Origin of the sequence: Marinifilum sp. N1E240 (assembly GCF_009295825.1) — a bacterium.
Taxonomy (GTDB): domain Bacteria; phylum Bacteroidota; class Bacteroidia; order Bacteroidales; family Marinifilaceae; genus Marinifilum_A; species Marinifilum_A sediminis.
Window position 1 is genome coordinate 51,958 of the sequence record NZ_WHKF01000011.1, and the last position, 13,286, is coordinate 65,243.

A 13,286-nucleotide genomic window follows, 5' to 3' on the forward strand; every position below is an offset into this window, starting at 1 on the left:
TATGATAACCTTTCACGAAGCTCTAAAAACGGTTAAACATGCCACTAAAAAACTGGAAAAAGAACACATTGATATTTCAGATTGCTTAAACCGTGTTTTGGCTGAAGATGTTTGTTCAGACATGTGCATTCCTCCTTTTAATAAGTCGGCAATGGATGGATATGCCTGCAAAAAATCAGACTTAAAAGAAAATCTGGAAGTACTTGAAGTTGTAGCTGCAGGAACTGCCCCAAGTCTGTCAATTGGTGACAAGCAGTGTTCTAAAATTATGACTGGTGCTATGGTTCCTGATGGAGCTGATACTGTAATAATGGTTGAACACACAGAAGAAATAAACAATAACTTAATTCGATTTACAAAAGAAGATTCCAAATCTAATATTTGTATAAAAGGAGAAGATATTGAAGAAAATGATGTTGTTTTAAGCAAAGGAACACGCTTAAAATCGCAACACATCTCTGTATTAGCAACAGTTGGTTGTGCTAAACCTTTGGTATACAAACAGCCAAAAGTAGCAACAATTGCGACAGGAAGTGAGTTGGTAGAGCCTCATGAGAAACCAAATCAATCACAAATTAGAAACGTTAACTCATGGCAATTGCAAGCTCAATTGCAAAAAATGGGCATTACGGGCAATTATCAAGGCATTGTTTCAGATTCTAAGGATGCAACCAAAGAAGCCATGATAAAATGTATTGAAGAAAATGACATTTTGATCATTTCCGGTGGCGTTTCTGTTGGAGATTACGATTACGTCCCACAGATACTAAAGGAGCTCGGATTTAATATCTGGTTTCACACATTAGCGGTAAAGCCTGGAAAACACACTGTGTTTGCTGCCAAGGATGGAAAGTATGTATTCGGCATGCCAGGAAATCCGGTTTCTTCATTTGTTCAATTTGAATTATTGGGTAAGCCTCTGTTGTATCGATTGATGGGTCACAATTACAATGCACCAATGGTAAGAATGCCAATCTCTCAAGATTATAAGAGGAAAAGAACCGACAGACTCGAGTTCATTCCTGTACGATTTAATGCAAACAACAGAGTGGTTCCCATTAAATATCACGGATCGGCTCATATAAATGCATTTACACTTGCTGACGGCATTATGGCTGTTCCGCGAGAAGTTGACGAATTTACCGAAGGAGAATTTGTACATGTTAGACAATTATAAAAGAAATATCAACTACCTGAGAATTTCGGTAACCGATAGATGTAACTTAAGATGCACCTATTGTATGCCCGAAGAGGGTATTGACTTAATCGCTCATGAAGAAGTTCTAAGCTTTGAGCAAATTGTAGATTTTATAAAAGAGGCTGTCTCAACCGGAATTAATAAAATTCGATTAACCGGAGGAGAACCTTTGGTTAGAAAAGGCATTATCGATTTGGTTCAACAAATTGCACAAATACCTGGCATTGAAGATTTGGCTATGACAACAAATGGTATTTTGTTGGAAAAATATGCTGCAGATTTGGCTAAAGCTGGATTGAATCGAGTAAATATCAGTTTAGATACTCTTAATGCCAAAAAGTACAAAACAATTACTCGTTTAGGTGATATCGAAGATGTTTTTAAAGGTATTAAAGCTGCCAAAAATGCAGGTTTACATCCTGTAAAAATAAACTGTGTTCGCATGCCAGATGCAGATCTTGACGACATTGAAGCACTCAGAAAATATTGCTCTCAAAATGATCTGGACTTGCGTTTTATCAAACAAATGGATTTGGCTACCGGCGAATTCTCGATTGTTGAAGGCGGTAAAGGTGGCAATTGTCAGGAATGCAACAGAATCAGGTTAACTGCAAATGGTAAAGTAAAACCTTGCTTATTCAATCAAAGTGAATTTGATTTAAAGCAGTTAGGAGCTAAAAAAGCAATAGATAAATCTATAAATCAAAAACCTGAAGCTGGAACCAAAAATAAAAAAGGCAGCTTTTATGGTATTGGTGGTTAATAATTAGAAATTAAGATGGGGAAATTTAGTCATATAGATAATGAAGGAAAAGCCAACATGGTTGATGTAGGCGATAAAACTCCACAAATTAGAGAAGCTAAAGCAACAGGTTTAATCCAACTGGAAAATGAAACCATTAAGTTGATTCGAGAGAATTCGATGAAAAAAGGTGATGTTTTAACGGTTGCTGAAATTGCAGGAATTCAGGCAGCTAAAAAAACCAGCGACCTAATTCCTCTTTGCCACACCTTACAAATCACAAAAGCCGAAGTTAACTGTAGCATTGTTGAGAATGGTGTTAAAGTACACACCAGAGTGCGATGCATTGGACAGACAGGAGTTGAAATGGAAGCTCTAACCGCAGCTAGCGTTGCCCTACTTACCATTTACGACATGTGTAAAGCTGTTGATAAAAATATGGTAATAGGACAAGTTACACTTCAGGAGAAAACAAAAACAGATTTGAAATAAGAAATACAGAAACCATGAGCATTAAAGAAGTAGCAGTACTCTCTGTAAATATATCTGAGAAAAAAGGAACCATTAAAAAGCCAGTTGATAAAATAGAATTAAATTCTATAGGAGTTGCTAAAGATGCACACTCAGGAAATTGGCACCGACAAGTTAGTTTACTTGCCAAAGAAAGTATTGATAAATTCTCAGAACAAGCCAAACGAAAAATCGACTTTGGAGAATTTGCCGAGAATATTACTACCGAAGGACTCTTGCTACACCATACCGCTCCTCTTGATAAATTCACACTTGGTAATATGGAACTTGAGGTAACTCAAATAGGTAAAAAATGTCATGGTGATAATTGTAGCATTTTTAGAGAAATTGGAAACTGTGTAATGCCAAAAGAAGGTATTTTCTGTAGAGTATTGAAAGATGGAGAACTAAAAGCTGGAGATATTTTAACCTACAAGCCTCGTGTAATTAAAACAATGATAATTACACTAAGCGATAGAGCCAGCAGAGGAGAATATGCAGATAAAAGCGGTCCATTAGCTGAAAAGTTGTGTGAAGATTTTTTGAAATCAAGAAATCGCCATTACACCATTGATAAGCATATCATTCCTGATCAAGAAGAAAAATTATCTGAACTACTAAATATAGCAAAAGAGGAAGAGTATGATATGGTTCTTACAACAGGAGGAACTGGGATTGGACCAAAAGATATCACCCCTGAAGTTGTACAAAAGCACATCACAAAAGAAATTCCAGGAATCATGGAATTAATTCGTGTGAAATATGGCATGGAGAAAGCAAATGCATTGGTTAGTCGGGGAATTGCCGGTGTTATGAATAAAACTTTGATTTATGCTATGCCAGGGAGTCCAAAAGCAGTAAATGAGTATTGTTCCGAAATTTTTAAAACCGTTGAACACTCCTTATACATGCTAAATGAACTTGATTTGCACCGCTAATTAAAATTAATTTATCTGACTTACAGCGGCTTCAGAACAATTTATAATTTATTGCAAAAAAATGTTTGGTAGCAATCAAATTTCATCCTATATTTGCACCCGTTATCACAAGAGATATCAGAGCTGATAAGGCTCACAGACATATTGGAGAGATGGCAGAGTGGTCGAATGCGGTGGTCTTGAAAACCATTGTGCGGCAACGTACCGGGGGTTCGAATCCCTCTCTCTCCGCTTCTAAAAGAGAGTTTCATTAATTTGAAGCTCTCTTTTTTTATGCCAATAACTGGAAAGATAAAAAAGATTCCATCTCACCACCTATCTCTAAAAATAATTCTGACTTTATTATCCCAGCTTTAAACTTTAAAGAAATCCATTTGGTTTTGTTAATCAGTGATCTATCTAATTCCAGATGTGCCAAATTAAATGCAAAAAAATACCCTCTGAAAATAAATTCAGAGGGTAATAAAAACTCAATATTAAATAGTCATTAGGCTTTTGGCTCAATTACTAAAAGCAAATCGCCTTTAGCAACAGAATCGCCAGAATCACACTTAATCTCTTTTACAGTACCTTCTGCTTTAGCATCAAGATTATTCATCATCTTCATAGCTTCAAGTACTACTAATGTATCTCCTACTTTTACTTCATCACCAACTTTAACTTTGCACTCAACAATCATACCTGGGATTGGAGCAACAACGCTTCCTGTAGCCATTTCATCGTTAGCAGATTCTTTTTTCTTACGACCTTTAAATTGAGGCGTAGCAGGACCGTTAGGATCATTAACTTCTACAGTAAAAGTTTCTCCTTCAATTGTAACTTCAAGCTCACGACCGTTACCTTTTCCTTTAGAAGTAAGTTCTCCAGAAAGTGCTTTTCTTACCAACTCATTCTCTTTTTCAACTTCTTCCATGGTTTTAGCTTTTACATCAGCTGGAACTTCCTCCAAACCATATTTCCATTTCAAGAAGCGTTTTCCTGTTATAGGATAAAGTGCGCATAAAACTTCGTCATCGATATCCTTAGCAAGATCTCCGAATTCAGCTTTAACATCTTCCATTTCTGGCTCAAGAATAGATCCTGGACGAGCTGTAATAGGCTCTTCACCACGAGGATAATCCTTCAATGCTTTCTTTTGAACTTCAGGATCGATTGGATGAGTCGTTTTACCATACAATCCGTAACAAAGGTCTTTTACTTCTTTAGTAATTTGAGCATATTCTCCTTCGTAAGAATCGAATAGTACATTGTTTACCGTCTGTACACCAACAATTTGAGATGTAGGAGTTACCAATGGAATGTTACCTAGCTGCTTACGAACTTTAGGAAGTAAACGATACACTTCTGGTAATTTATCCAGTGCATCCATTGCTTTCAACTGATTTACCAAGTTAGAAAGCATTCCACCTGGAGTTTGGTGCAACAATACGTTAATATCAGTAGTAGCATACTTAGGATTGTTATCCAAGTGCTTATATTTTGGAATGTATTTCTCCATTTCTTCAGCAATTGCATTAATCTTGTTAATGTCCATTCCTGAATCACGGTTTGTTCCCAACAGAGACATAATCATTGGCTCCACAGCTGCATGAGAAGTACGGTAAGCGTAAGGTCCGATACAAGTATCAACGATATCTACACCAGCTTCGATCGCTTTAAAAATAGCCAAGTCACCCATACCAGAAGTAAAGTGAGTGTGCAAGTTAATAGGTGTATCTGTAAATTGCTTAATTTCACGAACCAAATTATAAATATCATAAGGAGCGATCAATCCAGCCATATCCTTAATACAGATAGAATCAACACCAAAACTGATAAGATCCTTTACCTTATTAAGGTAATATTCCATATTATATACTTCACCACCCAAACGAGGCTGATTCAAAGTATAACATACAACACCTTGTAAGTGCTTCTTGTTATCTTTAATAACCTTAGCTGCAGTTTCGAAGTTTCTGAAATCATTCAACGCATCAAAACAACGGAAGATATCCATACCATTATCGATAGAACGCTGAACAAAAGATTGAACTACATCATCAGCATAGTTACGGTATCCTACCACATTCTGCCCACGAAGAAGCATTGAGAATGGAGTTTTAGGCATATGTTTTTTCAACACTCTTAAACGCTCCCATGGATCTTCACCCAAGAAACGGTGCATCGTATCAAAAGTAGCACCTCCCCAAGTTTCAACAGCATTATATCCTGCATCATCAATCATTTCAGCAACAGGAAGCATATCTTCTGTACGTCCACGAGTAGCAAAAAGTGACTGGTGTCCATCACGTAAACTTACGTCATTAATTTTAATTGGATTTTCTGCCTTTGGACGATCTTTGCCAAAGTTCAGCTCGGTCATTTGTAAGACCCCGTGTTTATCGTATATCATCTTTTTATTTTTTTTGTTGATTAATACTTTTCCAAGTAACTCGGAAAATAGAATTATGCACTTCGTAGACTTCGACCACGAAGCTGTACAATCTTACGTTTGGTCATCATCATTTTAATGCCAGTACGTGACCATGAACCATTAGTCGAACCTTCATTCTTTAATGCTTCAGCTTTCTCTAACTCTATGTGGTGAGCAACCGCTACTAAAGCTGCTTTTTTAATCTTTTCTTCTCGTGTCATAATTATTGGTATTAATAATTAATTTATTAAAAGTATTTCTTACAATGGAATATTTCCGTGTTTCTTAGCTGGTAGAACTTCTGCTTTTGTTTTCATTGCATTCAATGCATCTATCAAACGAGCGCGAGTTTCGCTAGGAAGAATTACATCATCAATATATCCTCGCTGAGCTGCCAAATAAGGAACGTTAAATGCATTTTCGTACTCCTTAATTTTCTCATCAGTCTTAGCTTGCTTATCATCAGCAGCAGCAATTTCTTTCTTGTAAGAAGAGATTACCTCTACAGCACCCTTAGCACCCATCACAGCAATTTCAGCTGTTGGCCAAGCAAATACCATATCAGCTCCTAAAGGCTTAGAACACATTGCTAAATAAGCTCCACCGTAATCCTTACGTGTTACCACAGTAAATTTAGGTACAGTAGCCTCAGCATAACTCCAAAGTAGTTTAGCTCCGTGACGGATAATACCACCTAGCTCTTGCTGTACTCCAGGAAGGTATCCAGGAACGTCAACAAATGTTACCATTGGAATATTGAAAGCATCACAAGTACGAACGAAACGAGAAATCTTATCAGAAGCATCAATATCCAAACAACCTGCCTGAATTAACGGCTGATTTGCAATAATACCTACTGATTGATTATCTAAACGACCGAAACCGATTATTGCATTCTCTGCATAATGCTCGTGCACTTCGTAAAATTCTCCCTGGTCAAGCACTGATTCAATAATACCCTTCATATCATAAGGTGTTTTTGGATCATCAGGAATCATAGTATCTAATTCTTCGCAAACACGCGCAGGATCATCACCCATCGCCAACTGAGGAGTTTCTTCTAAGTTGTTGTTTGGCATATAACTTAATAAGTCGCGGATTTCTTCAATTGTAGCTTCATCAGAATCGCAAGCGAAGTGTGCGTTACCACTTTTGGCGTTGTGAGCCATAGCTCCACCCAATTCTTCAAAAGTAGTTTCTTCACCTGTTACTGTTTTAATCACATAAGGAGATGTAATAAACATGTGACTCTGCTTTTTAACCATGTATACAAAGTCCGTCATTGCTGGAGAATAAACTGCACCACCGGCACAAGGACCCATAATAGCAGAAATCTGAGGAATTACCCCTGATGCTCTTGAGTTACGCATAAATATTTCACCGTACCCCTTCAATGCATCAACACCTTCTTCTACACGTGCTCCACCAGAATCATTAAGTCCAACAATAGGAGCTCCAGCGCTAACTGCCAAATCCATTATTTTACAGATTTTTGCAGCGTGCATTTCACCTAAAGATCCTCCTCTGGAAGTAAAATCCTGAGAGTAAGCAAATACTGATCTACCGTTCACTAAACCATGACCAATAATAACTCCATCAGCTGGAATTTCAGTTGACTCAAAGCCAAAGTTAGTACAACGATGTTCCACAAACATATCCAACTCTCTAAAACTTCCTTCATCAAAAAGCAAGTCTATTCTCTCACGTGCGGAAAGCTTTCCTTTATCATGCTGCTTAGCAACACGAGCTTCGCCACCCATCTTTTTAACTTCTTCTCTTTTTTTCTTTAAGAGATCTAACTTTTCAGATACCTTCATTTTATATGTTTTTTCAAGTAATTTGCTAAGAAAATCTCACGGAATTTCTATTTTACTTCAATTGCTATTCAATTTAAAACCTAATTCTTTAAAATCTGATTTTTTAAAGCTCAACCTTTTTAAAGAATTATTTCCTTATTGGATGACGAATATAAATACTTTCATTGTAGATAAGAAACTGTTTAAAAACACCACCTCACGTTCGTAAACGTTTGTATATCAATCCTAACTACTAATAATTTTCATATATTACCCTATGCTTCAGATAATTAAGTCGCAACAATCGACATTTATCATATTAGACCAAAATTTCACCCAAATACTATACAACATATAGCATTTGGGTGAAAATACCCATTGTGAGAATTGTTCAATATCATTTTCTATTATGCCACAAATACACACTAAAAGGTCTTTTTGTTGTTTTTTTTACTCAAACAGCAACTACCAATCACCAAATCACCTATTAATGGATTTAATTACATGACTATATCAAAATGTTAATGGTTGATTTTTTTTACAAATAAAAATCACACCTGTTCATTCATTAGCTAATATAAATGCAGCGAATATTTTTGTTGCCTGATTAAAAAATTATAAATTCTGTCTGTCGAAAAAACACGGTTTATAATACAAGAAATAGATTAGAAGAACTCATTACATCGCATTACGCATATAAGGATTTTTTTCTTTATTCAATAGCGAATTTAATCTTGAGGAAGAATCGATTATATTATAGAAAAAATCCTACCGAAATAAAATCATGATTAATACTTACTAAAAGTAACTCATGGATTACAAATTGTAATTATCTCAATGATTAACAAATAGATCTAGTTTGTTTCTCATATTCATCCTTAACAATTCTATATAGCTAATGAGATATAACAGAACTAAAAAATAGAATGGTAGTAGATTATTTTTCACTACTTAAAGTTCCAAGGTAAAATAACGTTGATACTTTTCTATTCCCTTAATTGAGTTTAAAATATCCCTAATCAGACCTAATAATAAATACAATAATTATATTAAAATTCTTTTTGTAATACGCTATTTTATTCTACTTTTGTCCCCACACAATTATCCTTACGGATATCTGGAGAGATGACAGAGTGGTCGATTGTGCGCGCCTGGAAAGCTCGTGTACCGCAAGGTACCGGGGGTTCGAATCCCTCTCTCTCCGCCATGCAGAAATGCAATAGAAGGAAAAGCCTTGTAAACTTAACGTTTACAAGGCTTTCTTCATTTAGTACCAACGCAATCAAACACCTAAAACAGCAATAAAAAGGTGTAGCATTCGGTGTAGATTAGAAAGCTTAATTTTGCTACACCGCGAACAGGTACTAATGCACTGATATTCACTGTTTTGCTCCGCTCAAAAATCACTCGTTTGCTAGTTTTGACAAATCGTTTTAAAACATTCAAAAACTAGTAAAAATGAGACAAACTACTTCTATTTTATTTTTTGCAAGAAAAACTACTCAACTGAAAAATGGAGAATCTCCAATCTTCGTAAGAATCACTGTCGATGGTCAAAGGTTAGATATCTCTTTGAAGAGAAGTATTGATTCTAATTTATGGGATGCCAATAAGGGAAAGTGTAAAGGCAACTCTCTAAAGACTAAAGAAAACAATCGTTACATTCAACACATGGAACAAAAACTCTTGAAAATCATTACTGATCTTGAAATTCAAGAAGAGCTTACTTGTAAAAATCTAAAAGCGAGCCTAAATCAAGAGAATGAAGATCTTAGTATTATAAGCATCTTCCAGAGACACAATGAAAGATGTGAAAAACGTATTGGGATAGATATGGCAGAAGGTACAGTAGAAAGATACAGAACCTGCTTGAAACACACTCAAGACTTCATAAAAACACAGTACAATTTAAAAGATTTACCACTTACTAAAATCAATCATCAATTTATTACCGATTTTGAACATTACTTTAGAACAATACGAAAATGTTCTACCAATACCACATTTAAGTACCTTAAGAATTTTAAGAAGATAACGAATTGGGCTCTAGCTAATGAATGGATGAGATCGGATCCTTTTACAAAGATCAAGTTTAAGATGGAGAAGGTTGATAAAGAATTTTTAGATGATGAAGAGTTGAATAAGTTGATGGAGAAAAGCTTCGAAATCAAACGTCTTGAAGTTATTAAGGATCTCTATCTATTTTGTTGCTTTACAGGATTGGCTTTTTCAGATGTAAAATCTCTTAGCCAAGAACACATAGTAAAAGGCATAGATGGTAATCAATGGATTAAGAGTAAAAGGCGTAAAACTAAAGTCGAATTCAAAATTCCACTTTTTGATATTCCCAAAGCTATTCTTGCTAAGTACAAAGATGATCCTATTTGTATGATTCATCAAAAGCTATTGCCTGTACCTAGCAACCAAAAGATGAATGCCTATTTAAAGGAAATAGCGGACCTCTGTGGAATCAATAAAAACTTAAGTACTCATTCTGCTAGACATACATTTGCAACAACGGTAACTTTGGGCAATAATCTCAACATTAAGGCTATTTCCAAGATGATGGGTCATACCAACACAAGAATGACAGAAAACTATGCTAGAGCAGGTGAAAAGCTTATTTCAAACGAAATGAATAAGATTCAAGGAAAGTATCAATATGTATAAAAATCAACCCACAATAACCGAGCAATATTAATGTTGCTCGGTTATAAATAAAAATTAATAGCCCATGAAGCCTTTAAGTAATTTAGGATACCGTTCCAATATAGTCTCCACAATAAAAAAATACTTTAAAACACTCATGTGTGTAAAAAAATGACTTTTCTGTAAGCTCTAATTATAAAAAATCTACTTATAAAAAAGCATGTGAGGAAATCGAGATGATTAATAGCGTTACAAAGACAATAGCCATTAGAGCCTCTCTCCTTAGTATTGTCCCTTTGGCCTTAGTCAAATGATTAATTAATGCTTTTCTATTGAATATTACATGAAAGATTGCCAGTATAAAAAACAAAATTCCAGCACTATTGTGAAAAGTCATCCAAAACTCTCTTATGGGAGTTAGTTCCTCCAATTGTAATTCATGATTTATAAATCCTGAAAGTGGTAAACTCAGTCCACTTAAAAAAAGCCCTATAGAACAAAAGCTTCTATAATTAAATTTTCTTTCTACTCTCTCCATCTCTACTCCCCCTACAATTCTTTAATGCTTATTTTTTTTTAATTAATCGAATCCATTTCTGGTTCTTATTGGTCGCTTAATCGATGCTTACTTACCAAATGGAAGAATTGAGATACCTACTTTAAAGTAGCCTGTCATATCTTGACTATTGGTATAAATCTCATCGCCTGATGCATCACCCTTTTCCATTAAATTACTATTTATGATATTCTGCACACCGCCTTGAAAGCTTCCTATTAGGAATTTGTTTATACGGTGTTCGTATTTAAAACCAGTTTTTATCTCTAGTTGACTGTATTCCAACAAATCTTCGCCTGGTCCTTCATTTTCAACATAAAATCCAGTATTACCAAATGTACTTCCTAATGATAATCGACCATTTTTACCTATAGGTCGTTGGAATAATAGTCTGTCTGGAATTAACATATCCATTTCCCATTTAGAGTTTTTAAACTTATGACTCCACATAAGTGTTGGTATTAAAGGATACGGCTGCGATGAATCTAAAAAGCCCATTAATCCAAGACCAAAAACCGTTCTCTCAGTTCTCTTCAACATAAAGGAGAATCCCAAAGATCCTTTAAGGCGAGCAAATTCTTTCTCAGTTCCATCTGCTTTAATAGATCCCATATACAGGATAGGCTTATTAAATAGTTGCGAAAAATGCATCATTTTAATTTCAGCAGCGAGGTAATGAAAATCGGCTGTTCCATTACGTTCAAAATAGGTAGGACTTAGGTTACTTGGGACATCATCGAACTCAAATCTATTGAATTGATAATTTCCTGAGGCTATAATATGCCACTTATTCTTTCTGTAGATAGGAATATTTACGGTCGCATTAAATTTCTCTTGGTTCTTAATTTCTGCATCTTGATATTTCTCATCAAACAATTCAGAATCAAAATCTCTATTTAAGCTTTGAGAGTATTCAAAGTTAAAGAGTCTTTCTTGTGGAAATTTTTCTTGGATCTTTTGTATGGTCTCTTTTTTAAGGGATTCGTCATTTTGCTGTGCGTTAGCAAGAATAGAAACTAAAAGTAGTAAGACTGCGATTATTGTGTTCTTCATTATGACATCGTTATTTAGTTGTAAATATGATGCAAAATAAAGGTGTGGAAAATGGTTATGCATTGACTTTCGTCAATAACAACTATTCGTATCTCTTTAAAAATGTTAAAAATTTTAAATTCGCTTTCTTAATCGACTTAAACTTTCGGCACTGATACCTAAGAAAGAGGCTATCATGTATTGGGGTATTTCCTGAACAAAGTTGGGATTACGGTTGAGAAGATCAAGATAACGTTCTTTGGGAGAGTCCTGTAAAAAACTATCTAAACGATCTGCCAGTTTTAAGTAGGTTCGCTCAGCAAATTTTCGCCCTAGTCGTTCCAAATTTGGGTATTTATCGTAAAGGTCTAACATGTGCTCTCTTTTTATCTTCCAGATAATACCATCTTGCATGGATTCTATATAATTGGTCGAAGGCGTATGGGTGATATAACTTCTATATTCAGAAAATACATCTCCCGAAAACCAGAAAGTAATTATCTTCTCACTTCCATCTTTCACATGATAAAATCGAAAAAGTCCGATTTCAATAAATGCAATAAAATCACACTCATCCCCTTGGGATAATATTAATTCTCCCTTTGCACATTCCTGCCTATAAAAACCCTTACTGATATCTTCCCATTCTTCCTCCGATAAGGGGACTAATTGTTCAAAATGCTGTCTGATTTTATCCACTTGTTATTGATCTTAATTGATTCTGATTTCTTTGATAATGTAATATGAACGTGTTTTTAACAAAAAAATTGAATTTTAAATACGCTTTCTTAATCGACTTAAACTTTCTGGGCTTATGCCAAGATAAGAAGCCAGCATGTATTGGGGTATTTCCTGAACAAATTTTGGATGACGTTTCAAAATATTAAGATAATGTTCCTTGGGTGTGTTATGATGTATCTCATCTAAACGGGAAGCAACAATCAAAAAAATTTGTTCAGTGATTTTTCGACCTAATTTATTCAGGTTTGGAAACTTTTCATAAACTTCTAATAAGTAGCCTCTTTTCAGTTTCCATATAACCCCTTCCCTCATCGATTCGATATAGTTATATGAAGGTGAGTGAGTGAGATAACTCCTATAATCAGAAAAAAACTCTCCTGGAAACCAAAAATCATTTACCTTTTCTTTGCCATCCTTTACATGGTAATATCGAAAGATTCCTTTTTCTACGAATGCAACAAAATCGCACTCATCTCCTTGTGATAAAATCAAGTCTCCCTTTGCACAATCTACCTTTTGAAAGCCTTTCCTTAAAATTCCCCATTCTTCCTCTGTTAATGGAGCAAGGTTCTCAAAATAGTCTCTGATTTTATCCACTACCTATGTATTAATTGATTCTGATTTCTTTGAACAATCTGAAAATATTTTCAGATAAGCCTTAAACTATAGGCTCACAATATATAAATCAATTCTACACCTAGCAAATTACAA

12 protein-coding genes and 2 tRNA genes are annotated in these 13,286 nt (G+C 35.1%); 7 read left to right on the top strand and 7 right to left on the bottom strand.

The window, feature by feature from the left end:
* Window position 1 precedes the first annotated feature (1 nt).
* From glp to GCQ56_RS18250, 5 genes are all read left to right on the top strand, one after another.
* The gene (gene glp / locus GCQ56_RS18230) at window positions 2-1,177 is read left to right on the top strand and encodes a gephyrin-like molybdotransferase Glp (RefSeq protein WP_152735971.1); all 1,176 of its coding nucleotides are present in this window, start codon (window positions 2-4) and stop codon (window positions 1,175-1,177) included.
* Complete coding sequence (locus GCQ56_RS18235) at window positions 1,161-1,961, top strand: GTP 3',8-cyclase MoaA (protein ID WP_152735972.1); 801 nt, start codon at window positions 1,161-1,163, stop codon at window positions 1,959-1,961. Before glp ends, GCQ56_RS18235 begins: the two co-directional genes overlap by 17 nt.
* A 15-nt stretch (window positions 1,962-1,976) precedes the next feature.
* Window positions 1,977-2,432: a cyclic pyranopterin monophosphate synthase MoaC gene (gene moaC, locus GCQ56_RS18240; RefSeq protein ID WP_152735973.1), complete on the top strand. Its 456-nt coding sequence runs from the start codon at window positions 1,977-1,979 to the stop codon at window positions 2,430-2,432.
* A gap of 14 nt (window positions 2,433-2,446) precedes the next feature.
* Window positions 2,447-3,388: an MOSC domain-containing protein gene (locus GCQ56_RS18245; RefSeq protein ID WP_152735974.1), complete on the top strand. Its 942-nt coding sequence runs from the start codon at window positions 2,447-2,449 to the stop codon at window positions 3,386-3,388.
* Between the two features lie 146 nt (window positions 3,389-3,534).
* Window positions 3,535-3,619: transfer RNA gene (locus tag GCQ56_RS18250), tRNA-Ser, on the top strand.
* Between the two features lie 256 nt (window positions 3,620-3,875).
* Here GCQ56_RS18250 and GCQ56_RS18255 read toward each other — a convergent pair.
* From GCQ56_RS18255 to GCQ56_RS18265, 3 genes are read right to left on the bottom strand one after another with little or no spacing between them, the layout of a single operon-like run.
* Entirely contained in the window at window positions 3,876-5,780 is a 1,905-nt protein-coding gene (locus GCQ56_RS18255) for a pyruvate carboxylase subunit B (RefSeq protein WP_152735975.1), read from the bottom strand.
* A gap of 53 nt (window positions 5,781-5,833) precedes the next feature.
* Window positions 5,834-6,022: a hypothetical protein gene (locus tag GCQ56_RS18260; RefSeq protein WP_152735976.1), complete on the bottom strand. Its 189-nt coding sequence runs from the start codon at window positions 6,020-6,022 to the stop codon at window positions 5,834-5,836.
* 39 nt (window positions 6,023-6,061) lie between these two features.
* Window positions 6,062-7,618 carry an acyl-CoA carboxylase subunit beta gene (locus GCQ56_RS18265; RefSeq protein ID WP_152735977.1) on the bottom strand — a complete coding sequence of 519 codons (1,557 nt, stop codon included), beginning with the start codon at window positions 7,616-7,618 and terminating at the stop codon, window positions 6,062-6,064.
* 1,098 nt (window positions 7,619-8,716) lie between these two features.
* On the opposite strand from GCQ56_RS18265, the gene GCQ56_RS18270 reads away from it, so the two are divergent.
* Window positions 8,717-8,804: transfer RNA gene (locus tag GCQ56_RS18270), tRNA-Ser, on the top strand.
* A 251-nt stretch (window positions 8,805-9,055) separates the two neighbouring features.
* Window positions 9,056-10,267 (top strand): site-specific integrase, encoded by a 1,212-nt coding sequence (locus GCQ56_RS18275; protein WP_152735978.1) that lies wholly within the window; start codon window positions 9,056-9,058, stop codon window positions 10,265-10,267.
* 187 nt (window positions 10,268-10,454) lie between these two features.
* Here GCQ56_RS18275 and GCQ56_RS20810 read toward each other — a convergent pair whose 3' ends face one another.
* The 4 genes from GCQ56_RS20810 to GCQ56_RS18295 form a co-directional block, all read right to left on the bottom strand.
* Window positions 10,455-10,784 carry a DUF4405 domain-containing protein gene (locus GCQ56_RS20810; protein WP_152735979.1) on the bottom strand — a complete coding sequence of 110 codons (330 nt, stop codon included), beginning with the start codon at window positions 10,782-10,784 and terminating at the stop codon, window positions 10,455-10,457.
* Window positions 10,785-10,871: 87 nt separating this feature from the next.
* A complete protein-coding gene (locus tag GCQ56_RS18285; RefSeq protein ID WP_152735980.1) occupies window positions 10,872-11,855 on the bottom strand; it encodes a hypothetical protein in 984 nt (327 codons plus the stop codon).
* Window positions 11,856-11,969: 114 nt separating this feature from the next.
* A complete protein-coding gene (locus tag GCQ56_RS18290; protein ID WP_152735981.1) occupies window positions 11,970-12,533 on the bottom strand; it encodes a Crp/Fnr family transcriptional regulator in 564 nt (187 codons plus the stop codon).
* Between the two features lie 75 nt (window positions 12,534-12,608).
* On the bottom strand, window positions 12,609-13,172 hold the full coding sequence (locus GCQ56_RS18295; protein ID WP_152735982.1) for a Crp/Fnr family transcriptional regulator: 564 nt from the start codon (window positions 13,170-13,172) through the stop codon (window positions 12,609-12,611).
* Between the last annotated feature and the right edge of the window lie 114 nt (window positions 13,173-13,286).